The following is a 23,484-nucleotide window of genomic DNA, read 5'->3' as shown; positions in this document are numbered from 1 at the left end:
AGATGGCAGAATCAATGCAGGGACTGAAAAGAAGTCATAGATGTGCAGAACTTAACAGCAGCCATATCGGAGAAACGGTTACCGTAATGGGCTGGGTGCAGAAAAATAGAAATAAAGGAGGACTTGTCTTTGTCGATGTAAGAGATCGTTCGGGAATTGTTCAGGTTGTTTTTGAAGAAGGAAGCGTTTCTTCAGAATTAATTGAAAAGGCAGGAAGTCTTCGTTCGGAATATGTAGTGGCAGTAGTAGGAAAAGTTGCTAAGCGTTCGGGAGCAGTAAATGAAAATATTGCGACAGGTGATATTGAAATTCTTCCGACAGAACTTCGAATTTTATCGGAGGCAGAAACACCTCCATTTCCAATTGAAGAAAACAGTAAGACAAAAGAAGAAGTCAGATTAAAAAATCGTGTGTTAGATTTAAGAAGACCGGACTTACAGAGAAATCTTATTATGAGAAGTCAGGTTGCCACACTGACACGTCAGTTTTTGGCGGAAGAAGGATTTTTGGAAATTGAAACACCGATGTTAATTAAAAGTACACCGGAAGGAGCAAGAGATTATCTTGTGCCAAGTCGTGTACATCCGGGAAGTTTTTATGCACTTCCACAGTCACCACAGATTTTTAAACAGTTGTTAATGTGTGCGGGATATGACAGATATTTCCAGATTGTAAAATGTTTCCGTGATGAAGATTTGCGTGCAGACAGACAACCGGAGTTTACACAGATTGATATGGAATTATCTTTTGTGGATGTAGATGATGTAATTGATGTAAATGAAAGATTACTTGCAAAAGTATTCAAAGAAATTCTTGGCGTAGAAGTTTCTCTTCCAATTCAGAGAATGACATGGCAGGAAGCAATGGACAGATTTGGTTCTGATAAACCGGACATTCGTTTCGGTATGGAATTGACAGATGTTTCTGAAGTTGTAAAAAAATGTGAATTTGTTGTATTTAAAAATGCTCTTGAGCAGGGCGGAAGCGTTCGTGGTATCAATGCAAAAGGACAGGGGGCAATGCCTCGTAAGAAAATTGACAAATTAGTTGATTTTGCAAAAGGATATGGAGCGAAAGGTTTGGCATATATTGCAATTCAGGAAGATGGAACAATGAAATCTTCATTTGCTAAATTTATGAGTGAAGAGGAAATGACTGCACTTGTAAATGCAATGGGTGGAGAAAACGGCGACTTATTACTATTCGCAGCGGACTGCAATAAAGTTGTTTGGGACGTTCTTGGAAATCTCCGTTTGGAAATTGCGCGTCAGTTAGAACTATTGGATAAAAACGAATATAAATTCTTGTGGGTAACAGAATTTCCGTTATTAGAATGGAATGAAGAAGCAGGAAGATATACGGCAATGCATCATCCGTTTACAATGCCAATGGAAGAAGATTTACATTTGATTGATACAGATCCGGGAAAAGTTCGTGCAAAAGCATACGATATTGTTTTAAATGGAACAGAACTTGGTGGAGGAAGTGTTCGAATCTTTAATCAGGAAATCCAAAATAAAATGTTTGAAGTATTAGGATTTACAAAAGAACAGGCACAGGAACAGTTTGGATTCTTATTAAATGCTTTCAAATATGGTGTTCCACCTCATGCAGGATTGGCTTACGGATTAGACCGCTTAATTATGCTTATGGCAAAACAGGATAGTATCCGTGATGTGATTGCATTCCCGAAAGTAAAAGATGCTTCGGACTTAATGACGGAAGCACCGGCAGGAGTAGACCAGAAACAGTTGGATGAATTAGGACTTGCCATTGTTGTGGAAGAAGAAAAGACAGAAGAATAAAAGTAAGAGGGGAAGAATAAAATCTTCCCCTCTTTCATATGCGAAATTAAAAGCCCAGTTCTTCTCCGACCAAAATGACTTTAATTCTTCCGGTGTGTCTGGAATGTCTTGTGACAACTATTTGACAACACATACAGTCTGCGGAGTGACAATCACCACAATGTCCGGTAATTCCACAAGGTGTTTTCTTGTTGAGTGAAACTGCATTGACAGGAGAAGCCATGTTTTGTACGCGGGATATACCTGTCTTTACATCAGGAACAACCTTATTCATGCCTACTAAAAGAAGAACGTGTTCAGGTCCGTGAATAAGACAGGCAACACGATTTCCGTTTCCGTCAATGTTGATAAGTTCACCATCAATAGTGATTGCGTTGGAACTCATAAGAAAATAGTTTGATGAAACACAGTCGAGAAAGGCTTGACGTTTTTCATCCGGTGTTTTAGCGGAAAATGGTTCAATCAAGCGGGCAGAAGATTTTCTTAAAGTATCCAGTATTCCCGTTTCCTTTAAAGTGGCAGAACCTCCGAAACTGACAGAGGCATTTTCGCCGATAATTTCCATTGCAAGAGTAACTGCTGAACTGCTGTCGGGACAATAAAATCCTTCCATGTTACGTTTGGCAAGATTTTTAATAATAGTGTTTGCAAGATTTTCATAAGCCTGTTGTTTTGGGTTCATATAAATACCTCCTCTGAATGTATCGTAATCTTTAAAAAATATACTAACACAGATTGATTTAGACGTCTATAAACGAATAAAATGAAAAAAAGTGTTGACAAATATAAAAATCAGAAGTATAATTAATGATGTTCTGATGAGCAGAACAAATACGCACGAGTGGCTCAGTGGTGGAGTATCGCCTTGCCAAGGCGAGGGTCGCGGGTTCGAATCCCGTCTCGTGCTTCCAAAAAGAAATAATTGAATAATTGTTCTGACGAGCAGAACAAATATGCACGAGTGGCTCAGTGGTGGAGTATCGCCTTGCCAAGGCGAGGGTCGCGGGTTCGAATCCCGTCTCGTGCTTTTTTTGTATATAAAAGTATAAACTCGGAGGGAAATCTATGGAAAAGGAATTGAAAAATGAAGTGGGAATCCCGAAGTACCAGCAAATAGCCGCGGATATTGCGTATAAGATTGTGGAAGGCACCTACACAGAGGGGATGAAAGTGTATGCAAGGTCTTCCATTGGAAGTCGTTATGGAGTATCATCGGAAACAGCACGAAGAGCGATGTGCGTATTATCTGACTGGGACGTTGTGGAAGTTGCGAAGAATAGCGGGGTTGTTATTAAATCAGAAGATAATGCCAAGAATTTTCTGCAGCAACACCAACACATGCAGTCTATACAGAGTCTGAAAAGAAATATTTTAGAAAATGTGGAGAAGCAGCAGAAAGCGACAAAAGAATTATACGGATATTTAGATGAAGTTATCAAGAAGATCGATAATTATCGTTCTATTAATCCGTTTATTCCATATGAACTTGTTATTACGGAAAAAACACCGTATTTAAACAAAACAGTTGGTTCTATTAACTTTTGGCAGGAAACATTTGCGACAGTGATAGCCATAAAAAGAAAGGGAACTTTGATTATGTCACCGGGACCAAAAGCAGTTTTCCGATTGAATGACATTGTATATTATACAGGTGATGAAGAGTGTCCCGATAGAGTAAAAGGATTTATGTATCCCGATAAGTAGAGAAGAAAATATACCCTGATTATCAGCAGTATTTTGTTGGTAGTCAGGTTTTTTATTTCTCTGTACAATATGCTAAAAATGGATGTGCTAAATTTGGGTAATTTTTCACAAAGTGGTACTTGAATAAATGACAACTTTGGAATATAATAAAGTTGTTACTTGGAGTGACAACTTTTAGAGATAGTGAAGTTGTCATAAAAACAGAATGTGAGGAAAAATTATGGGTGAGAAAAAATCAAAATATGATAAAGTCTTAAGTTCAAAAGATATATTCGTTATTGCATTTGGAGCGATGATTGGCTGGGGCTGGATTGTTATGACAGGTGAATGGATTAATTATGGAGGCAGTGTCGGAGCAATGATTGCATTTGGAATCGGCGGATTTATGGTATTGTTTGTAGGTCTGACTTACGCAGAACTGACATCCGCAATGCCGGAATGTGGAGGAGAACATATATTTAGTTTGAGGGCTTTTGGTAAAAACGGTTCATTTATTTGTACATGGGCAATTATTTTAGGGTATGTAGGTGTTGTTGCTTTTGAAGCGTGTGCTTTCCCGACAGTTATTAAATACATTGCACCGTCACTTGTGACAAAAGGATATATGTATACAATTGGTGGTTTTGATGTATATGCTTCTTGGGTTGCCGTAGCGGTAGTGGCAGCGATTATTATTACTTATATTAATTATAAGGGAGCGAAAACAGCGGCAAACGTGCAGACAATTCTTACAGTTGTTATTGCTTTAGTAGGAATTGCATTGATAGCGGTCTCGGTAGTTCGTGGTAATACGGCAAATCTTGACCCGATGTTTTTGAAAGGGGATGAGATTGGCGGTGTGTTTAAAGTTGCGGTAATGACACCGTTTATGCTTGTTGGATTTGATGTTATTCCGCAGGCGGCAGAGGAGATTAACATTCCGTTTAAGAAAATCGGTAAAATTATTATCTTTTCTATTTTTATGGCGGTTGCATGGTATGTGTTAATTATTTTTGCAGTTTCACTTATTATGTCAAAAGGTGATTTGAGTATATCTGAGTTGGTAACGGCTGATGCGATGAAGAAAGCATATTTCAATAGCGATGTTGCTTCTACAGTATGTATTTTAGGTGGTATTATGGGGATTGTTACAAGTTGGAATTCATTCTTTATGGGTGGTTCAAGAGCGATTGCGGCACTATCTGAATCACATATGGCACCGGCATTTTTGGCAAAAGTAAATAAGAAAACAAAAACACCGACAAATTCCATTCTTTTAGTAGGAATTATTGCAGTAATCGCACCATTTTTCGGTAAATCTATGATGACATGGATTACGGATGCGGGAAGTTTTGCAGTTTGTCTTGCGTATCTTATGGTTTCTGCCTCTTTCTTAAAACTAAGAAAAAGTGAACCGAACATGAACAGGCCGTATAAAGTGAAAAATGCAAAGTTTGTTGGAGGAATGGCTGTTCTGACAACAACAATCATGTGTCTGTTATATGTAGTGCCGGGAAATTCTCAGTTGATTACGGAAGAGTGGATAATCGTAGGAGCATGGATACTTTTGGGAATTATATTTTATGGATATGCGAGAAAACAGTATAAAGAAAAATTTGGTACACGCCAGAAACTGATTTATGAAGACGTAGTGGAAAAAAATCCGAAAAAACATAGAGAAAGTGTGACGGTAAAAGCCTAAAAAATAAAAAGATGCAGAGGAATTTGAAATTCTTTTGCATCTTTTTTCATACTGTGATACAATTTCTAAGAAAATAAAATAAAAAAGCAGAGTAGAAATATGTGCGTTAAGTGCTGACCGGACGGGGAGTTGCCGGTGGGACGAAAAGTGAATGGCTTGCGGTACATATTTTGCATCCCGCTGCTACACATGACAGATATGTTTGTATTGTATACCTGCTATGCGTGGCTTGAGGACTACTGCAAAGGAGGTATTTTTTATGGAACAAATGAAAGCACAGTTTAAGGATTCTTGGCAAGAGTTGAAACATTTGAAAACGATTGTAGTGACTGCGATGTTTATTGCAATCGGTGTCGTACTCGGATTCTTTTTTACCATTCAGGTAACGGATTTTCTGAAAATCGGATTTTCCTTTATCGCCAATGAAATGACGGCATTGCTGTTCGGTCCGGTGGTAGGCGGAATTATGGGTGGTGTAACTGACATTATCAAGTTTGTGTTAAAACCTACGGGAGCGTATTTCTTTGGATTTACATTTAACGCAATTTTGGGAGCGGTTATTTATGGGGTGATTTTATATCATCGTCCAATCACGTTTAAAAGAATTTTGATTGCGAAAATTATTGTATCAATTATTGTAAATGTATTTCTAGGGACATACTGGTTACACATTATGTATGGAAAAGCGTTTTGGGCTTTAATTCCGGTCAGAGTATGGAAACAGGTTATGTCTGTTCCGATTGAAAGTTTTCTTTTCTATATTGTAGCAAAAGCACTGTCAAAGGCCAGAGTTTTTGAACTGGTTAAAGTAAAAAAATAAAGGGGAAGATAATGAAATGAGTTATGCAGATAAAGTGTTTATAGAAATGTGTCGTGACATTATTGATAATGGAGTAAGTACGGAAGGCGAGAAGGTGCGTCCGAAATGGGAGGACGGCAGTTACGCTTATACAATGAAAAAATTTTGTGTAGTAAACCGTTATGATTTATCAAAGGAATTTCCGGCATTGACATTGCGTCGTACAGGGATCAAAAGTTGTGTGGACGAAATGCTTTGGATATGGCAAAAAAAATCAAATAATATTAATGATTTGAATAGTCATATTTGGGATAGTTGGGCAGATGAGGATGGCTCTATCGGGAAAGCATACGGTTATCAGATGAGAGTGAAACATCAGTACAAAGAAGGAATGATGGATCAGGTGGATAGGGTTATTTATGATTTGAAAAATAATCCGTATAGTCGCCGTATCATGACCAATATTTATGTACATCAGGATTTACATGAGATGAATTTATACCCATGTGCATATAGTGTGACATTTAATGTGACAAAGAAAAAGGACAGTGATAAATTAGTATTGAATGCTATCTTAAATCAGCGTTCGCAGGACGTTTTAGCGGCGAATAACTGGAATGTATGCCAGTATGCAGTGCTTGTGCATATGCTTGCACAGGTGTGTGATATGCAGGTTGGAGAACTTGTTCATGTTATTGCGGATGCGCATATTTACGACAGACATATTCCTTTAATTGAAGAGTTGATTTCAAGAGAGCCTTATCCGGCTCCTACATTCTGGCTTAATCCGGAAGTAAAAGATTTTTATGAATTTACACCGGATGACGTAAGGCTGGATAATTATCAGACAGGTCCGCAGATTAAAAATATTCCAATTGCAGTGTAAGGAGGAACGAGAATGAATTTAATCGTAGCAGTAGATAAAAACTGGGCAATCGGCTGTGGAAACAGACTTTTAGTAAGTATTCCGGCAGATATGAAATTTTTCCGTGAAACAACAATGGGAAAGGTTGTTGTTATGGGAAGAAAGACCTTAGAAAGTTTTCCGGCAGGACAGCCTCTTAAAAACCGTACAAATATCGTGATTACAAAAGATAAAAATTATAAAGTAAAAGATGCCGTTGTCGTTACAAGTGTGGAAGAGGCATTGGAAGAATTGAAAAAATATGGAGAAGAAGAGATTTATGTTATCGGAGGGGAAAGTATTTACAGACAACTTCTTCCGTATTGTAAAACAGCGTATGTGACAAAGATTGACCATGCTTATGAGGCGGATACATATTTTCCAAATCTTGATGAAATGGAAGGTTGGAAAATGACGGGGATTACTGAGGAACAGACGTATTTTGATTTAGAGTATGTATTTACAAGATATGAGAGAGTGAAAGGAAATGAAGAAAAACATTAATCTGTTAGAAGGGCCGATTCTGCCGTCACTGTCAGGGTTGGCACTTCCGATTATGGCGACATCACTTATCCAGATGGCGTACAACCTGACGGATATGATTTGGATTGGAAGAGTGGGAAGTTCAGCCGTGGCGGCGGTAGGCGCCGCTGGAATGTATATGTGGCTGGCAAACGGACTGGCTACATTGGCAAAAATGGGCGGTCAGGTAAAAGTAGCGCAGGCTTTGGGGGCGAAAGAAGATAAACAGGCGGTAAGTTATGCAAAAAGCGCATTGCAGTTAGGGATAGCGTTAGGTTTGATTTATGGTGTGCTGGCAGTTGTACTGGCAAATCCGCTGATTGATTTTTTTAAACTGAACAGCGGGCAGGTGGTTGCTGATGCAAGAATTTATTTACAGATTACTTGCGGGGGAGTGATTTTCTCCTTTTTAAATCAGATTTTTACCGGAATTATGACGGCTATGGGAAATAGTAGGACATCTTTTGTAGCAACTGCAGCAGGGCTTGTTATTAATATTATTATGGATCCTGTTCTGATTTTCGGCGTAGGTCCTTTTGCTAAAATGGGTGTTATGGGTGCAGGAATTGCGACGGTTTTTGCACAGATGATTGTAACAGGCGTATTTATTATGGCGGCTTTAAAAGATGAGATTATTTTTCAAAAGGTGCGTTTGCTTGAAAAAGTGGATAAGAAAAGTATGATGACAATTGTAAAAATCGGTTTTCCGACAGGTGTGCAGAGTATGATTTTTACAAGTATTTCTATGATTATCGCACGAATGATTGCAGGATTTGGTGATAGTGCGGTGGCAGTTCAGAAAGTGGGTTCTCAGATTGAGTCTATTTCATGGATGACTGCCGAAGGATTTGGTGCGGCTGTAAATGCTTTTATGGCACAGAACCATGGGGCGAAAAATAAAAAGAGAATTGTACAGGGATATAAAGTGGCAATGCGTATAGAAATCGTGTGGGGAATTTTTTGTACGTTTGTACTTATGGTATTTCCGGCGGTTATTTTTAAAATTTTTATTCCGGAAGCAGATGTACTTCCGATGGGAGTAGATTATTTGAAAATTTTAGGAGTATCCCAACTTTTTATGTGTATTGAGTTGACAACGGCAGGAGCGTTTTCGGGACTGGGAAAGACAATTCCACCGTCAATTTCAAGCATTATTTTGACAGCAGCCCGCATTCCGATGGCTATAGCACTTACATCAACAGCATTAGGTTTAAACGGAATTTGGTGGAGTATTACCATTTCAAGTATTTTTAAAGGCGTGATTTTAGTAGCATGGTTCTTAGTTTATTTGAAGAAAATGCTGGCGGAAAAAGAATAACTAAAAAACTCAGACCGATTTTGAATTGGTCTGAGTTTTTGTCTATAAAGCAAATATTTTTGTTGCAATAGAAAAATAAATGATAATCGAACAAGTATCCACAAGTGTTGTGATAAGCGGTGCAGCCATAATGGCAGGGTCTAAATGCAATTTTTTTGCAAATAACGGAAGGATACAGCCGATTAATTTTGCGATAATAACGGTAGCAATCAGAGAAAGTCCGATTACAATTGCAAGTTTCGCATCATGATACATTAGGAAAATACGGATTCCGTTTGCAACGGCAAGTCCGGCGCTGACTAAAAGGGCAATGCGAAATTCTTTAAACATAACACGGAAAATATCCGAAAATTTAATTTCTTCCAAGGCGAGTCCTCGGATAATCAAAGTTGAACTTTGTGAACCGCAGTTTCCACCGGTATCCATTAACATTGGAATAAATGATACAAGAAGCGGTATAGCTGCGAACGCGTTTTCATATTTGGTGATGATTGATCCGGTGATAGTAGAAGAAAGCATTAAAATCAACAACCATAAAAAACGGTTTTTTGCGTGAGAAAAAACAGAAGTTTCAAAATAAGATTTCTCACTTGGGTTTACAGCTGCCATAATGGTAATATCTTCTGTTGCCTCATCAACCATAACATCCATAGCGTCATCGACAGTGACGATACCGACCATTAAATTTCCCGTGTCCAATACAGGAACAGCGAGAAGTCCGTATTTAGAGAAAAGTTTTGCGACTTCTTCCTGATCGGTATGAGTGGAAACGGAGATGATTTCTGTTTCCATGATTTCTTCAATGACAGTATCATCTTCCATTGTCATTAAGTCTTTGGCGGACACAATACCGATTAGACGGCGATGTTCAAGTACATAGCAAGTGTAAATGGTTTCTTTGTGAATACCTACCGCTTTAATGTGTAGCATAGCATCTTTAACTGTCATGGATTTTTTTAGATTGACATATTCAGTTGTCATAATACTTCCGGCACTGTCGTCAGGGTAATTCAGCAACTGGTTGATGCTGTTTCTTTTTGTACTGTCAACCGTGTCCAGTATTCTTGTAACAAGATTTGCAGGAAGTTCTTCCAACATATCTACGGTATCATCCATATACAGATCATCCAGCAGTTCTTTTAATTCTTTTTCTGTGAAAATATTTACGAGATAAGTCTGCATGGAGTTATTCATATTGGAAAATACATCGGCTGCCTTGTCTTTTGGAATTAGGCGGAATGCCAATGCAAGTTCCTTATCTTCTAATTCGGAAAGCAGAATGGCAATGTCCACTGCGTTCATCACTTCTAGAATGCTCCGAATGGCTTTGAATTCTCTTTTTGCCAAAAGTTCCATAAAAATTGTTGTGTTCATGATGACATCTCCTTTTTTCTTTTTTTATTTTATTTACCAATATTAAGATATACCTACTGGCCCCAGCATCCATTGCCCTCACCTGCCTTTCTGAATAAAAATAAAAAACCTTGTCACTGCTTAAACAATGACAAGGTATAAAAATACTCCCACAATGGACATCGTTCAAGCTTTAGTATCATAGGGCATAAAAATTGCATTAGGTTATGCCTTGTTCCGACATAGCCTGCTAACCAACTAATTGTGTCTCCACAATTTTGCGGCAGCAATCTTAGGAAAAACCAAATCCCTATGGTAACCTCACCTACCGAGTTTATTTATTTCTTCTACATTCTAACGCGGAATAAATAGTGTGTCAAGAAAAATTAGCGGGATTGATTTTAAATAAAAAGATATGGTATAATAAAACAGATTATGTTTTAGAAAGAGGTGATTTCCAAATGGAAGCGTATACAAGTTTTGCATCTGTCTATGATACGTTTATGGATAATATTCCGTATGAAGAATGGAGTGTTTATGTAAAAGAACTTTTAACAGAATACGGAGTGACGGAAGGGCTGGTCTTGGAACTGGGGTGTGGAACAGGGACGATGACGGAATTGCTTGCATCGGCAGGATACGATATGATTGGAATAGATAATGCTGAAGAAATGCTGGAGATTGCCCTTGAGAAGAAGTTATCTTCCGGTCATGATATTTTGTATCTTTTACAGGATATGAGAGAGTTTGAGTTATATGGCACGGTAAAAGCAGTTGTCAGTGTCTGTGATTCAATCAATTATATCATGGAAGAAGATGAATTGACGGAAGTTTTCAGACTTGTAAATAATTACTTGGACCCGAAAGGGATATTTATTTTTGATTTCAATACCATTTATAAATATCGGGAACTTTTGGGAGATAGGACAATTGCGGAAAACAGAGATGAATGCAGTTTTATTTGGGATAATTATTATTATGATGAGGAAGAGATAAATGAGTATGAACTCAGTTTGTTTATCCGTGAGGGAGAGTCAGATTATTATCATAAGTATGAGGAAACTCATTATCAGAAAGCATATTGCTTGGAAACGATTCGTCGTTTGGTAGAGAAGTCGGGGTTGGAATATGTGGCAGCGTATGATGCGTTTACTCATGAAGAACCAAGAGAAAACAGTGAACGAGTTTATGTAATAGCAAGGGAAAGAGGAAAATAGAAATGAAAGATTATATTGTAAGAGCAACAGCAGGAAATAACCAGATTCGTGCATTTGCCGCAACAACAAAAGACGTAGTGGAAAAAGCAAGACAGGCGCACAATACGAGCCCTGTTGCAACAGCAGCGCTTGGAAGGCTTTTGACAGGCGGTGCAATGATGGGAAGTATGATGAAAAACGATACGGATATGCTTACTATTCAGATTAAATGTGACGGACCGATTAAAGCGTTGACCGTTACGGCGGACCGACACGGAAATGTTAAAGGGTATGTGGAAAATCCAAATGTTATGTTGCCACCGAATAAACAGGGAAAATTAGATGTTGCAGGCGCATTGGATTTGGGGGTATTAAGCGTTATTAAAGATATGGGCTTAAAAGAGCCGTATGTGGGGCAGACAATTTTACAGACAAGTGAGATTGCGGAAGATTTGACGTATTATTTTGCCACATCTGAACAGGTTCCGTCTTCAGTAGGGTTGGGGGTATTAATGGAAAAAGATAATACGGTAAAACAGGCAGGCGGATTTATTGTACAGGTTATGCCTTTTGTTGAGGAAGAGGTATTGTCGAAATTGGAAGAAAATATTAAGAAAATTTCGTCTGTTACGGCAATGTTAGATAGGGGGTATACACCGGAAAATATTTTGGAAGAAGTATTGGAAGGATTGGACGTTGAATTTACGGATACAGTTCCAACTCAGTTTTACTGTAACTGTACAAAAGAAAGGGTAGAAAAAGCGATTATCAGTATCGGTAAGAAAGATATTCAGGAAATGATTGATGACGGAAAAGAAATAGAAGTAAACTGCCATTTCTGTAACACGAACTATACATTTTCCGTAGAAGAATTAAAAGAAATGTTAAAAAGGAGCAGATAGATTATGAAACAGGGGTTTGTAAAAGTAGCGGCAGCGACACCGGATATTAAGGTGGCAGATATTTCATATAACACAGAGCAGATTTGCAAACTAATTGATGAAACGGTTGCCAATGGGGCAAAAATCGTTGTTTTTCCGGAACTCTGCGTGACGGGATATACTTGTGGAGATTTATTTTTTCAGGATATTTTGTTGGAACGTGCCAGAGAGGCATTAAATGAAATTGCGGCTTACACAGAGAATAAAGACGCCTTGGTTTTTGTAGGTGTTCCGTTGGCAATTAATGGAAAACTATATAACGTGGCGGCGGCGTTAAATAAAGGGAAAATTATAGGATTGGTGACAAAAACATTTTTGCCAAACTATTCGGAATTTTATGAGATGAGAACGTTTCAGGCAGGTCCGGAAGAAGCAAGAGTAATTTTGTACGAAGGCGAGCAGGTTGCGTTTGGACCGCAAATTCTCTTTAAGGCAAAAGGTATGGAAGAATTGATTGTTTCTGCAGAAATTTGTGAGGATGTCTGGTCACCGATTCCACCAAGCATTATGGCGGCAACAGAGGGAGCGACAATTCTTGTAAACTGTTCGGCAAGTAGTGAAACATATGGTAAAGACGGGTATAGAACATCTTTAATTTCGGGGCAGTCTGCCAGAATGATTGCAGGATATGTATATGCCAACGCAGGTGCGGGAGAATCTACAACAGATTTAGTTTTCGGAGGACATAATATTATTGCAGAAAACGGAACTGTTTTAAAAGAATCAAGACGTTATATGAATGATGTCATTTATTCGGAAATAGACGTACACCGCCTATTAAATGAGAGAAGAAAGAATACGACTTTTCAGCAGATGAGCGGGAAACATTTCTTGGTTACAGTGCCTTTTGAAATCGAAAAGGAAGAAACAGAGTTGACAAGAAGTATTTCCCGGATGCCGTTTATTCCTGAAGATGAAAAAGAAAGAGATGAATGTTGTGAAGAGATTTTGATGATTCAGGCATTAGGATTGAAAAAACGTTTACAGCATACAAATTGTAAAAATGTTGTTATTGGTGTTTCCGGTGGTTTAGATTCTACATTAGCATTGCTTGTGGCAGTGAAAACATTTGATATGATTGGAATTGATCGGAAAAATATTACGGCAGTGACGATGCCTTGTTTTGGAACGACGGACAGAACATATCAAAATGCGTGTATTTTGATTGAAAAACTGGGTGTGACTCTTCGGGAAATTTCGATTCGTGAGGCGGTTAAAAATCATTTTAAAGACATCGGGCAAAGAGAAGATCTTTTTGATGTTACTTATGAAAATGCACAGGCGCGTGAAAGAACACAGGTGTTAATGGATATTGCCAATATGGAAAACGGTATGGTAATCGGAACGGGAGATATGTCAGAGTTGGCGCTTGGCTGGGCAACGTATAACGGCGATCATATGTCTATGTACGGAGTTAATTCTTCCATTCCGAAAACATTTGTACAGTTTATCGTAAAACACTGTGCTTTAGAATGCGAAGATAAAACTTTACAAAAAGCATTATTGGATATTTTAGATACACCAATCAGTCCTGAACTTCTTCCAGCGAAAGAGGGAGAAATTGAACAAAAAACAGAAGATGTGGTAGGACCTTACGAATTGCATGACTTTTATTTGTATTATATGCTTCGATATGGTTATGAACCTTCTAAAATTTATCGTCTTGCCAAGAAAGCGTTTGCCGGTGAATATGAAGATGCAACAATTTTAAAATGGTTGAAGAGTTTTTGCAGGCGTTTCTTTACACAACAATTTAAACGTTCATGTCTGCCGGATGGACCAAAGGTCGGAACGGTAGGATTATCTCCAAGAGGAGATTTGAGAATGCCGAGTGATGCGTGTATGACAATTTGGATGGAGGATTTAGAGCAATTGTAAAAAGGAGTGGGTGTCTACGGATAGAAAATGGGCGGAAAATTATAGGAAACGAGTGTATTTTGGTACAATAATACTTTATATTGTTGTAATTGGCTGGTTACTTTTTACAGGATACGAACTAATTAGCACTAACGATATAGGTGGTGTGTGGGGAGTTTCTACGATTATTATATTAGGTGCGGAACTATCTTTTGGATTTTGGAAAAGAACCCAAATGAAGAAAATGCAAGATGTTTTGTATGAGGAATGTGATCCGTTTCGTTTCAAAGAAATATGCGAATACTTTCGCATGAAAGCAAAAAAAGAGCGAGTAAAAAATTTTTACAATATCCAGATTGCTACGGCACTTATAATGCAGGGATATGAAGATTCGGCATACGAGTTAATGAACAAAATAGACTTTTCTGATTTGCCATCACGTTTTGAATTGAGTTATTATGATTTTATGAGAATGTATTTTTCCGTTAAACATGACGAAGAGCAGTTGGCAAAGGTGAAAAATGTTTTGGAAAAGAAATTGAAGAATGCTAAAGCAATGGAAAAGAAATTGATTATTCAGCAGATAAAGTGGATGGATTTGCAAGTGTCGGCATATCGAAAAGATTATCCAGTCTATGATAAACTGATTTCAGAATGTGCTTCTGAAATGTCCCGAATGCTTCAGAAGGTTTCCGTATATACATTGATGGCAAGAGCAGAGTTTGGAAGAGGGAATATAGATAAGGCAAAAGAATATTGTCAGTTTGTCTTAGAACATGGAAACCGTACATACTATGTAAAAAATGCTGAAAGACTTCTGGCAGTTATGAACGGAAAAGAAGAGGAAGAGCAGAATGTGTCAGAGAGTGTACGGTGGGAAGAAAATCAGTTGTACAAAGAAAAACCGGATTTGAAATTTTTTAACGGAAGAAAAAAGTACAAACGAAGACAAAGGATAAATTACCTGCTTTGGATAGTTTTGGGATATGCGATTGGCTTTATTATTTACAGCGCTATGGGGCTTCGGCTTTATCAGTCGTTATCGATGATGGATGTAGAGTTACTCCTCTGGGGAAATAGAGCATTGTTTGCACTTCAAATAGGTTTGTTGGGTGGCTGGCTCATAGCGGGGATAATTAATGGAGTATATCTTCTTTTGAAGGCTATCGGTAAAGTATCGACAGTGGTGAAAATAGTTGTTATCGTGTTTACCATACCGTTTTTCTTAATGGCAGGTGTAATATCCTTGATACCATATTGTATTTATCAGATTGTGATGATTATTAAAGAACGTGAAAAGAAAAAGTAGGGGTGCAATTTAGTATATATTTGTGGTACAATAATTGCACAGAATGAAGTAGTGAAGAGGTGTAGATTATGAGCGAAGAACAATTACAGACAGAAACTATGGCAGATTATGAAGACCAGTTTGATGTGGCAAATCCGTGGAACATTGTCACACGCTATATGGAAGAAGGGAGAAATCTTTCCGTTAAAGTAGAAGGAATTGTAAATGGTGGAGCAATCGCATATATTGAAGGAATCAGAGGATTTATTCCTGTTTCACGTTTATCTCTTTCTTATGTGGAAAATATAGAGGCATATTTATTGAAAGAGATTGAAGTGCGTGTCATTGATGTTAATCAGGCGGAGAATAAATTAGTACTGTCTGCCAGAGAAATTTTAAAAGAGAAGGAAAATGAAGAAAAAGCACGCAGACTTAGCACTGTGGAAGTGGGAAGCGTTTTGGAAGGTACGGTAGAATCTTTACAGACTTACGGTGCATTTGTGCATTTGGAAAATGATTTGTCCGGACTTGTACATATTTCTCAGATTTCTGATAAACGTATCAAATCTTCAAAGGATGTATTGGCAGTAGGAGATACAGTTACGGTAAAAGTTATCGGAGTCAAAGACGGTAAAATCAGCCTGAGCATGAAAGCGTTAATTGAACCGGAAGAGGAAGTGGTTGAGGAAGTGGAAATCCCAAAAGCAGAGGAAATCGGAACAAGTTTAGGGGATTTATTTAAAAACATTCAATTGTAAGAAAAAGGTTGATTAGCGAAGAAAACAGTCATGGAAGTACGTTCTTTGACTGTTTCTTTTTTCACTTGCATAGTAAAAAATAGCAACCTATTTAAACGAGGAGTGATATAGAATTTATGGAAAACAAGAAAGCAAGAAAAGTATATGTGGTGGGGCATAAAAATCCGGATACGGACTCAATCTGTTCTGCATTGGCATATGCAAATTTGAAAAAGCAGATTACGGGAGATGATTATATTGCCAAGAGAGCGGGACAGATAAATGAGGAAACGCAATATGTATTGAAACGCTTTGGCGTAACTCCTCCGGGGCTGTTAAATAATGTACAGACACAGGTAAAAGATATTGACATTAATAAGATGTCGGGTGTGGAGAGCAGTGTATCCATTAAAAAAGTTTGGGCATTGATGAAAGAGAATAATACGAAAACAATGCCGGTTACAGTAAACGGGGAATTGGAAGGGTTGATTACAATCGGTGATATTGCTACTTCTTATATGGAAGTGTATGATAGCAATATATTGGCGTCTGCAAGAACGCAGTACAGAAGTATTGCAAATACATTGGACGGGGAGATTGTAACTGGAAATGAACACGCTTACTTTATTAAAGGGAAGGTGGTTATTGCCGCATCCAGTCCTGAATTAATGGAAAACTTTATTGAGCAGGACGATTTGGTTATTTTAGGAAACCGTTATGAATCCCAATTGTGTGCGTTAGAAATGGATGCAAGTTGTCTTGTTGTATGTCAGAATGCAACTGTTTCAAAAACAATCAAAAAGATTGCGGAAGAGAGAAGTTGTGTTATTATCCGCACACCTCACGATACGTTTACGGTGGCGAGATTGATTAACCAGAGTATTCCGGTAAAACATTTTATGACAAAAGAAAATTTTACTGCATTTAAGACGAGTGATTATATTGATGATATTAAAGAAGTTATGACGAAAAAGCGTTATCGTGATTTCCCTGTTATTGATAAACATGGAAGATTTGTGGGATTTATTTCCCGAAGACGTTTATTGGATGCGAAGAAAAAGCAGATTATTTTAGTGGACCATAATGAAAAAACACAGGCGGTTGACGGAATAGAAGAAGCAGATATATTAGAGATTATAGATCATCATCGTTTAGGAACGGGAATTGAAACCGTTGGTCCGGTATATTTCAGAAATCAGCCCGTAGGATGTACAGCAACAATCGTATATCAGATGTATTTAGAAAATAACGTAGAGATTGATGAAACAATAGCAGGTCTTCTCTGTTCGGCGATTACTTCAGATACACTAATGTTCCGTTCGCCAACTTGTACGGCAGTAGATGAAAAAGCAGGGAGAGAATTGGCTGAAATTGCACATATTGATATTGAAGAACTGGCAGGAAATATGTTTAAGGCAGGAAGTAATCTTGTTAATAAGACGGCAAAAGAAATTTGTTTTCAGGATTTCAAAAAGTTTGAAGTAAGCGGAGTTGATTTTGGTGTAGGACAGATTAATTCAATGAGTAAAGAAGAATTAGATGAGATTAAGGAACGTATTTTACCGTATTTAAAAACTGCTCTTGTGGAAAAAGGTATTGATATGATGTTCATTATGTTGACTAATATTATTGAAGAAGCAACCGAATTACTCTGTGTTGGAAATAATGCAAAAAATCTTGTGTTGGAAGCATTTGATTTGTCGGGGGATACGGAAGAGATTATTTTAAAAGGTGTTGTATCGCGTAAAAAACAGTTGATACCTGCGATTGTAGTATCATTGCAGAGTTAAGGAGAAAAAATGGCAAAACAGACATGGAAAGCAGGAAATATGTTATATCCATTGCCTGCCGTTATGGTCAGTATGGCAGATGAGAATGGAAAATCTAATATTATAACAGTGGCATGGGCGGGAACTATTTGTACAAATCCGCCGATGCTGTCTATCTCTGTTCGACCGGAGAGATATTCTTACGATATTTTAAAAAGTACCGGAGAATTTGTTGTAAATCTTACAACAGAGGCTTTGGCTTATGCGACAGATTATTGTGGTGTGCGTTCGGGAAGAGATGTACACAAATTTAAAGAAATGAAACTGACAGAAGAGAAAGCAAGTATTGTTAATGCTCCTCTTATTAAGGAAAGTCCTGTCAATATTGAATGTAAAGTGAGAAAGATTGAAGAATTAGGATCTCATCATATGTTTTTGGCAGATGTTGTTGCGGTTGATATTGACGAAACTTATTTGAATGAAAAAAATAAATTTGAATTGTCAAGGGCAAAACCGATTGTATATTCTCACGGAGAATATTATGGTGTCGGAAATTTGCTTGGAACTTTTGGATATAGCGTCAGAAAGAAGAAATAAGGATAACAGGTGTAACAGCCAATGTCATTAAGTTAAAATGATGTAAATGACAATTCAAAACAAAAATATACAAATCAGAGTATATCTAATTCGGATATGCTCTGATTTTGTATTACAAGAAAAATTTCGTTTGATTTTTTGTACTACAATAACTCCTTCGAAATCGGAGGAGTAAAAAGGATTGAATTATTTCTGATTTATGCTAATCTATAATTGAATGAAACCACACATGTACTGACAGAAACTCGCTGTCGTTTTCGGTTGGGTCTTATTGGGAGTAAGAACCGTTGAATTGTGGCTTCAATATCATAAGGAGGCTCCTTTCCTTTGTACCTGAAAAAGTTCAAACAGATTTTGGTAGCCTGCGTGAAATTGATCTGTAGTTTATACTTCAGGTCTTTTTCTTTTGGTTTTACATGTTGAGCAATCAACATGCTAAAGTTGTACATAACTAATCTTGCATATATTTCCTGTAAAATGGAATTCTCCTGTTTAGAATGAAATGCAGACAATCCAAGAATATATTTCAATTCTCTGAAGCCGGTTTCTATTCCCCATCTTTGATGATAGATTTCTTTCAAATCCTCCGTTGAAAATATTTCTTCTGGAAGGCTCGTTGCAAGAACTTCATATGTATTGTCATCCAAAAGAAACCTGACAAACCGTATTGTTATCTCATAATCAGGACTTTTGCTATTTTCAATATAATCAAATCGGGACTTTTTTGAAAGATACTTATATTTTTTTGTGTTAATCGCAGCTGGACCAGTGGAATGTCTAGTTAATACCACCCGTTTTGTAATATCATATTCCTCTGTTTTGGGAAGATTTAGCCCAGAAACCATACAGGAACTATCAGAATCTCTAACCCTTATAACATAATCAAAAAGTTTCTCTTCAATATGAGCAAAAAGATTATAGTTCTCATAACCACGGTCTGCCATGATTATAACAGGATGTTTTTCATCGATTCGATCCACAAGTTCACATGCTGCACCAGTTTCGTTTTCGTGCAATCCCTTTTGAACAATGGCATCCAAAAAGTTTTTACTACAAACATCAAAAAGTGCATTCAAATGGAGTGTCGAGAAATGATTATCACCCATAACATTATCTTCTTGAGAGTTGTAAGGTAGTAAAAAATCACTTCCATCAATTGCAAGTAAACGATAATTTTTATAAAGGACAGGTTTTTTAAATGTACATTCATTAAAGCGATAAAACAGATGTTCTAAGGCAGTGTAACTGAGTTTTTTTTCTTTGTTGGACAAATGCTGACACAGTTGGAAACCCTTTCCTATATTCAAAAAATTCTCCTATCTCATGTCCAAGACTGTTACATCCAAAAGAAAGAATAAATTGAATTAACGTGGAAAAGTTGAATTTACTTTTACGACAAAAAGCCGGCTTTCCTGAAAGATTAAAGACGTCAGAAGAAAGTGCCATTTTATCAATAATCTTTAGTAAACAATTTTTAAGTTCATTAACGTCACCTCCTATAAACAAGGGGCTTCGCCGCAAATTTTTTGATATTTGTCAACCCTTTTTTTAAAATCGCAAAAAAAGAGCAGGGTACATATTTCTATATACCTTGCTCTATAAGAAAATACATTTTCAATATCTTAACTTAATGACATTGGTGTAACAGCCTGTTATTTTTTATTTGTTATAGAGAAAGAAAGTTTTATATAACATTTTCATATGTTTTATAGAATATAGAGAAAAGGGTTGTGTAAAATGAAAAAAATAAAAAACGGGTCCTGTTTGTGTGGATTGTTATACACATTCGTATTACTTCAGGCATTGGGGATAAATTTTCCGCATAGACAGGAGGTGGTGGAAACAGAAAAAATATTGTCAGAAAAGCCCAGAATAGCGATTACATTTGATGACGGACCAAGTGAAACATATACGCCTCGATTGTTGGACGGTTTAAAAGAGAGAAACGTAAAGGCAAGTTTTTTTGTCATAGGGAAAATGGCAGAGGCAAATCCCAAATTGATTCAGCGGGAAAAAGAAGAAGGACATCTCATAGGAAATCATACATATAACCATGTAGATATAAGTAAAATATCAGACGAGGAGGCTGTGTCGGAAATAAGGAAGACAAATCAGGTGATTGAGAAGGTGACAAAGGAAAATGTAGAATATTTGCGAGCGCCTTTTGGAAGTTGGAAGAAAAATCTAATTGGAAGAATGGACGTATTTCCGGTGGCGTGGTCGATTGACCCTTTGGACTGGACAACGGAAAACACAGATGAAATTGTGAATAAAGTAGTGACGGAGGTAAAAGAAAATGATATTATATTAATGCACGACTGCTATCAGAGTTCAGTCGATGCAGCCCTTCGGATTATTGATATTTTACAGAAAGAAGGGTATGAATTTGTGACGGTAGATAAACTTATATTAGAATAGATTGGAGAATGCAATGATAAACGAATATTCAAGAACAGAACTGCTGCTCGGAGAGGAAGGAGTTTCAAATCTGAAGAAATCTTCGGTAATGGTTTTTGGAGTCGGGGGAGTAGGTTCTCATTGTATAGAGGCCCTTGCAAGAAGCGGAGTTGGGAAACTTATTCTTGTGGATAACGATGTGGTTTCTATAACAAACATTAACAGGCAGTCCATTGCTTATCACAGTACGGTAGGAAGATATAAGACGGAAATAATGAAAGAAAGAATAGAAGATATTTGTCCGGAGATTGAAGTAATAACACATGAAATGTTTGTTCTTCCTGAAAATATCGAAACACTATTTACAGAGCAGGTGGATTATATTATTGATGCCATTGATACAGTAACGGCAAAACTTGCTTTGGTGGAAATGGCGAAGAAGAAGGATATTCCGATAATCAGCAGTATGGGAACGGGGAATAAATTATATCCTGAAAGATTTGAAATTACTGATATTTACAAAACATCAGTATGCCCTCTTTGCAAGGTAATGCGAAAAGAACTGAAGGCGAGAGGAATACGAAAATTAAAAGTATTGTATTCTGATGAGCAGCCGATTAATATTTCGGAACGAGTGACAGGGGAAGAAAAGGGAAAACGCCGTTCTCTTCCGGGAAGTGTTGCTTTTGTTCCCTCTGTGGCAGGATTGATTATCGCAGGAGAAGTCATTAGGGAATTAGCAGGAGTGTAGGTGAAACAATATGGATTTATTTGAATATATGCGGGAAAATACGAAAGAAAAAGAGTCGCCTTTAGCATCAAGGCTTCGACCGACAACATTGGAAGAAGTGGTAGGGCAGCAACATATTATTGGAAAAGATAAATTGCTTTATCGTGCCATTAAGGCGGATAAATTAAGTTCTATTATTTTTTATGGTCCATCGGGAACAGGGAAAACGACTTTGGCGAAGGTGATTGCCAATACAACAAGTGCAGAATTTATGCAGATGAATGCAACTGTTGCCGGAAAAAAGGATATGGAATCCGTTATCGGACAGGCGAAAAATAATTTGGGAATGTACGGAAAAAGAACAATTTTATTTATAGATGAAATTCATCGATTTAATAAAGGACAGCAGGATTACCTCCTTCCGTTTGTGGAAGATGGCACAATTATTTTAATTGGTGCAACAACGGAAAATCCGTATTTTGAAGTAAATGGGGCATTACTTTCTCGCTCCAGCGTATTTGAATTGAAACCGTTGGACAAAGAAGATATAAAAATCCTGTTAAAACGTGCGGTATATGACACGGAAAAAGGAATGGGAACGTATCATGGAGAGATAGACGAGGATGCGTTGGAATTTCTTTCGGATATTTCAGGCGGAGATGCTAGAAATGCGTTAAATGCAATAGAGTTGGGTATACTGACAACACCTAGAAGTGAGGATAGGAAAATTCACATTACGTTGGAAGTGGCAGAACAATGTATTCAAAAAAGAGTTGTGCGTTATGATAAAACCGGAGATAACCATTATGATACGATTTCAGCATTTATTAAAAGTATGAGGGGATCAGATCCTGATGCGGCAGTTTACTATTTGGCGAAAATGTTATATGCGGGGGAAGATATTAAATTTATTGCAAGGCGTATTATGATTTGTGCATCGGAAGATGTGGGAAATGCAGATCCGAATGCTTTGACCGTAGCTGTATCGGCGGCGCAGGCAGTAGAAAGAATCGGTATGCCGGAGGCGAGAATTATCTTGGCACAGGCGGTAACATATGTGGCGTCTGCTCCGAAGAGTAACGCTTCCTATATGGCAATTAACAATGCAATGGATAATGTGAAAAATCAAAAGACAACGGTTCCGCCACATTTACAGGATTCTCATTATAAAGGGGCGAAAAATTTAGGGCATGGTATAGGATATAAATATGCTCATGATTATCCAGAACATTATGTAAAACAACAGTATCTCCCTGATGAGATAAAAGATGTGACTTTCTATCATCCGACAGAAAACGGACATGAAAAGGAGATAAAAGAATATTTGGACAGAATAAAAGCACGTTCCTATTAAGAAGCGTGCTTTGTACGTTTATAACAGATTTTTCATAAGAAAAGCATAAATTTCTTCGTTTTTCTGACGCCAGTTATTTGTGATGGTTTCCGCTTCATGTTCGGAAGGAACGGTAAGAACAAGTTCCATAAGACTTGCATTATTTTCAATAATCTGGCAGCGGACAGAAAATTCCTGATTGGCATTTGGAAAATAATCTGCTTTAACGGAAACGTCATTTTTTAATTCGTATTTATGCTCTTTAAAAAACGCATCTATATCGTCGCGAATGGCAGGAGATAGTTTGTTAATAAAAAACTGGATTGTTTCGCTGCCCTCTTCCGTAAGATGATATAAAGTACGATTGTGGGTTGTTTCTTCCTGAATAAATCGGGCGTCCACCATTTCTGATAATGCTTGCTGCAATTTGAAATAAGTGGTATAGCCTTTATCCAAAATAAATTCTGAAATTTGTCCGTTTGTAAGAGGAAAATCAACTTTTTCCAACATATATAATACAATGAGTTTGTATAAAGTAAAGGTTTCAGACATA

21 protein-coding genes, 2 tRNA genes and 2 riboswitches are annotated in these 23,484 nt (G+C 37.4%); of the genes, 19 read left to right on the top strand and 4 right to left on the bottom strand.

The window, feature by feature from the left end; translation table 11 throughout:
• Window positions 1-2 precede the first annotated feature (2 nt).
• The gene (gene aspS / locus ACYPXO_RS02460; protein WP_459639106.1) at window positions 3-1,805 is read left to right on the top strand and encodes an aspartate--tRNA ligase; all 1,803 of its coding nucleotides are present in this window, start codon (window positions 3-5) and stop codon (window positions 1,803-1,805) included.
• A gap of 46 nt (window positions 1,806-1,851) precedes the next feature.
• Here aspS and ACYPXO_RS02455 read toward each other — a convergent pair whose 3' ends face one another.
• A complete protein-coding gene (locus ACYPXO_RS02455) occupies window positions 1,852-2,487 on the bottom strand; it encodes a lactate utilization protein (RefSeq protein ID WP_459639105.1) in 636 nt (211 codons plus the stop codon).
• A gap of 153 nt (window positions 2,488-2,640) precedes the next feature.
• On the opposite strand from ACYPXO_RS02455, the gene ACYPXO_RS02450 reads away from it, so the two are divergent.
• From ACYPXO_RS02450 to ACYPXO_RS02415, 8 genes are all read left to right on the top strand, one after another.
• Window positions 2,641-2,712 (top strand) — tRNA-Gly (locus tag ACYPXO_RS02450).
• Between the two features lie 48 nt (window positions 2,713-2,760).
• A tRNA-Gly gene (locus tag ACYPXO_RS02445) sits at window positions 2,761-2,832 on the top strand.
• Window positions 2,833-2,870: 38 nt separating this feature from the next.
• The gene (locus ACYPXO_RS02440) at window positions 2,871-3,509 is read left to right on the top strand and encodes a GntR family transcriptional regulator (RefSeq protein ID WP_459639104.1); all 639 of its coding nucleotides are present in this window, start codon (window positions 2,871-2,873) and stop codon (window positions 3,507-3,509) included.
• Between the two features lie 220 nt (window positions 3,510-3,729).
• Entirely contained in the window at window positions 3,730-5,190 is a 1,461-nt protein-coding gene (locus ACYPXO_RS02435) for an APC family permease (protein WP_459639103.1), read from the top strand.
• An 85-nt stretch (window positions 5,191-5,275) separates the two neighbouring features.
• A riboswitch (THF riboswitch) is annotated at window positions 5,276-5,375 on the top strand.
• 74 nt (window positions 5,376-5,449) lie between these two features.
• The gene (locus tag ACYPXO_RS02430) at window positions 5,450-6,010 is read left to right on the top strand and encodes a folate family ECF transporter S component (RefSeq protein ID WP_459639102.1); all 561 of its coding nucleotides are present in this window, start codon (window positions 5,450-5,452) and stop codon (window positions 6,008-6,010) included.
• Between the two features lie 16 nt (window positions 6,011-6,026).
• A complete protein-coding gene (gene thyA, locus ACYPXO_RS02425) occupies window positions 6,027-6,875 on the top strand; it encodes a thymidylate synthase (RefSeq protein WP_459639101.1) in 849 nt (282 codons plus the stop codon).
• A 12-nt stretch (window positions 6,876-6,887) separates the two neighbouring features.
• A complete protein-coding gene (locus ACYPXO_RS02420) occupies window positions 6,888-7,397 on the top strand; it encodes a dihydrofolate reductase (RefSeq protein WP_459639100.1) in 510 nt (169 codons plus the stop codon).
• Window positions 7,381-8,733 carry an MATE family efflux transporter gene (locus tag ACYPXO_RS02415; protein WP_459639099.1) on the top strand — a complete coding sequence of 451 codons (1,353 nt, stop codon included), beginning with the start codon at window positions 7,381-7,383 and terminating at the stop codon, window positions 8,731-8,733. Before ACYPXO_RS02420 ends, ACYPXO_RS02415 begins: the two co-directional genes overlap by 17 nt.
• Window positions 8,734-8,775: 42 nt before the next feature.
• Here ACYPXO_RS02415 and mgtE read toward each other — a convergent pair whose 3' ends face one another.
• Window positions 8,776-10,107, bottom strand: coding sequence for a magnesium transporter (gene mgtE, locus ACYPXO_RS02410; protein ID WP_459639098.1), 1,332 nt, complete (start codon window positions 10,105-10,107; stop codon window positions 8,776-8,778).
• A gap of 150 nt (window positions 10,108-10,257) precedes the next feature.
• Window positions 10,258-10,426: riboswitch (M-box (ykoK) riboswitch) on the bottom strand.
• 121 nt (window positions 10,427-10,547) lie between these two features.
• Here mgtE and ACYPXO_RS02405 point away from each other — a divergent pair.
• From ACYPXO_RS02405 to ACYPXO_RS02375, 7 genes are all read left to right on the top strand, one after another.
• Window positions 10,548-11,303 (top strand): class I SAM-dependent DNA methyltransferase, encoded by a 756-nt coding sequence (locus ACYPXO_RS02405; RefSeq protein ID WP_459639097.1) that lies wholly within the window; start codon window positions 10,548-10,550, stop codon window positions 11,301-11,303.
• 2 nt (window positions 11,304-11,305) lie between these two features.
• On the top strand, window positions 11,306-12,184 hold the full coding sequence (hslO, locus tag ACYPXO_RS02400) for an Hsp33 family molecular chaperone HslO (protein WP_459639096.1): 879 nt from the start codon (window positions 11,306-11,308) through the stop codon (window positions 12,182-12,184).
• Window positions 12,185-12,187: 3 nt separating this feature from the next.
• Window positions 12,188-14,101 (top strand): NAD(+) synthase, encoded by a 1,914-nt coding sequence (locus tag ACYPXO_RS02395; RefSeq protein ID WP_459639095.1) that lies wholly within the window; start codon window positions 12,188-12,190, stop codon window positions 14,099-14,101.
• Window positions 14,102-14,111: 10 nt separating this feature from the next.
• Window positions 14,112-15,389 carry a hypothetical protein gene (locus tag ACYPXO_RS02390; protein ID WP_459639094.1) on the top strand — a complete coding sequence of 426 codons (1,278 nt, stop codon included), beginning with the start codon at window positions 14,112-14,114 and terminating at the stop codon, window positions 15,387-15,389.
• Between the two features lie 68 nt (window positions 15,390-15,457).
• The gene (locus tag ACYPXO_RS02385) at window positions 15,458-16,126 is read left to right on the top strand and encodes a S1 RNA-binding domain-containing protein (protein WP_459639093.1); all 669 of its coding nucleotides are present in this window, start codon (window positions 15,458-15,460) and stop codon (window positions 16,124-16,126) included.
• Between the two features lie 116 nt (window positions 16,127-16,242).
• Window positions 16,243-17,895 carry a putative manganese-dependent inorganic diphosphatase gene (locus ACYPXO_RS02380; protein ID WP_459639092.1) on the top strand — a complete coding sequence of 551 codons (1,653 nt, stop codon included), beginning with the start codon at window positions 16,243-16,245 and terminating at the stop codon, window positions 17,893-17,895.
• A gap of 9 nt (window positions 17,896-17,904) precedes the next feature.
• Entirely contained in the window at window positions 17,905-18,471 is a 567-nt protein-coding gene (locus ACYPXO_RS02375; protein WP_459639091.1) for a flavin reductase family protein, read from the top strand.
• Between the two features lie 197 nt (window positions 18,472-18,668).
• On the opposite strand, the gene ACYPXO_RS02370 is transcribed toward ACYPXO_RS02375, so the two are convergent.
• Window positions 18,669-19,778 (bottom strand): IS4 family transposase, encoded by a 1,110-nt coding sequence (locus ACYPXO_RS02370; RefSeq protein WP_459639090.1) that lies wholly within the window; start codon window positions 19,776-19,778, stop codon window positions 18,669-18,671.
• A gap of 430 nt (window positions 19,779-20,208) precedes the next feature.
• Here ACYPXO_RS02370 and ACYPXO_RS02365 point away from each other — a divergent pair, with 430 nt between their 5' ends.
• From ACYPXO_RS02365 to ACYPXO_RS02355, 3 genes are read left to right on the top strand one after another with little or no spacing between them, the layout of a single operon-like run.
• The gene (locus ACYPXO_RS02365; protein ID WP_459639089.1) at window positions 20,209-20,889 is read left to right on the top strand and encodes a polysaccharide deacetylase family protein; all 681 of its coding nucleotides are present in this window, start codon (window positions 20,209-20,211) and stop codon (window positions 20,887-20,889) included.
• Between the two features lie 13 nt (window positions 20,890-20,902).
• Window positions 20,903-21,619 (top strand): tRNA threonylcarbamoyladenosine dehydratase, encoded by a 717-nt coding sequence (locus ACYPXO_RS02360; protein ID WP_459639088.1) that lies wholly within the window; start codon window positions 20,903-20,905, stop codon window positions 21,617-21,619.
• 10 nt (window positions 21,620-21,629) lie between these two features.
• Window positions 21,630-22,952, top strand: a complete 1,323-nt coding sequence (locus ACYPXO_RS02355) for a replication-associated recombination protein A (RefSeq protein ID WP_459639087.1) — start codon at window positions 21,630-21,632, stop codon at window positions 22,950-22,952.
• Window positions 22,953-22,970: 18 nt separating this feature from the next.
• Here ACYPXO_RS02355 and ACYPXO_RS02350 read toward each other — a convergent pair whose 3' ends face one another.
• Window positions 22,971-23,483, bottom strand: coding sequence for a DUF4364 family protein (locus tag ACYPXO_RS02350; protein WP_459639086.1), 513 nt, complete (start codon window positions 23,481-23,483; stop codon window positions 22,971-22,973).
• Window position 23,484: the final 1 nt, after the last annotated feature.

The sequence above is a fragment of the Faecalimonas canis genome, assembly GCF_054601575.1.
Note: the sequence above shows the minus strand (reverse complement) of the source record. Positions and strands in the feature narration are given on the sequence as shown.

Bases quoted from the DNA above. Each gene is read 5' to 3' on its own strand.
- ACYPXO_RS02430 (WP_459639102.1), top strand. From the start codon at position 5,450: ATGGAACAAATGAAAGCACAGTTTAAGGATTCTTGGCAAGAGTTGAAA.
- ACYPXO_RS02385 (WP_459639093.1), top strand. From the start codon at position 15,458: ATGAGCGAAGAACAATTACAGACAGAAACTATGGCAGATTATGAAGAC.
- ACYPXO_RS02435 (WP_459639103.1), top strand. From the start codon at position 3,730: ATGGGTGAGAAAAAATCAAAATATGATAAAGTCTTAAGTTCAAAAGAT.
- ACYPXO_RS02350 (WP_459639086.1), bottom strand. From the start codon at position 23,483: ATGTCTGAAACCTTTACTTTATACAAACTCATTGTATTATATATGTTG.
- ACYPXO_RS02355 (WP_459639087.1), top strand. From the start codon at position 21,630: ATGGATTTATTTGAATATATGCGGGAAAATACGAAAGAAAAAGAGTCG.
- ACYPXO_RS02420 (WP_459639100.1), top strand. From the start codon at position 6,888: ATGAATTTAATCGTAGCAGTAGATAAAAACTGGGCAATCGGCTGTGGA.
- ACYPXO_RS02375 (WP_459639091.1), top strand. From the start codon at position 17,905: ATGGCAAAACAGACATGGAAAGCAGGAAATATGTTATATCCATTGCCT.
- ACYPXO_RS02405 (WP_459639097.1), top strand. From the start codon at position 10,548: ATGGAAGCGTATACAAGTTTTGCATCTGTCTATGATACGTTTATGGAT.
- ACYPXO_RS02360 (WP_459639088.1), top strand. From the start codon at position 20,903: ATGATAAACGAATATTCAAGAACAGAACTGCTGCTCGGAGAGGAAGGA.
- ACYPXO_RS02365 (WP_459639089.1), top strand. From the start codon at position 20,209: ATGAAAAAAATAAAAAACGGGTCCTGTTTGTGTGGATTGTTATACACA.
- aspS (WP_459639106.1), top strand. From the start codon at position 3: ATGGCAGAATCAATGCAGGGACTGAAAAGAAGTCATAGATGTGCAGAA.
- ACYPXO_RS02395 (WP_459639095.1), top strand. From the start codon at position 12,188: ATGAAACAGGGGTTTGTAAAAGTAGCGGCAGCGACACCGGATATTAAG.
- ACYPXO_RS02415 (WP_459639099.1), top strand. From the start codon at position 7,381: ATGAAGAAAAACATTAATCTGTTAGAAGGGCCGATTCTGCCGTCACTG.
- hslO (WP_459639096.1), top strand. From the start codon at position 11,306: ATGAAAGATTATATTGTAAGAGCAACAGCAGGAAATAACCAGATTCGT.
- thyA (WP_459639101.1), top strand. From the start codon at position 6,027: ATGAGTTATGCAGATAAAGTGTTTATAGAAATGTGTCGTGACATTATT.
- ACYPXO_RS02440 (WP_459639104.1), top strand. From the start codon at position 2,871: ATGGAAAAGGAATTGAAAAATGAAGTGGGAATCCCGAAGTACCAGCAA.
- ACYPXO_RS02455 (WP_459639105.1), bottom strand. From the start codon at position 2,487: ATGAACCCAAAACAACAGGCTTATGAAAATCTTGCAAACACTATTATT.
- mgtE (WP_459639098.1), bottom strand. From the start codon at position 10,107: ATGAACACAACAATTTTTATGGAACTTTTGGCAAAAAGAGAATTCAAA.
- ACYPXO_RS02380 (WP_459639092.1), top strand. From the start codon at position 16,243: ATGGAAAACAAGAAAGCAAGAAAAGTATATGTGGTGGGGCATAAAAAT.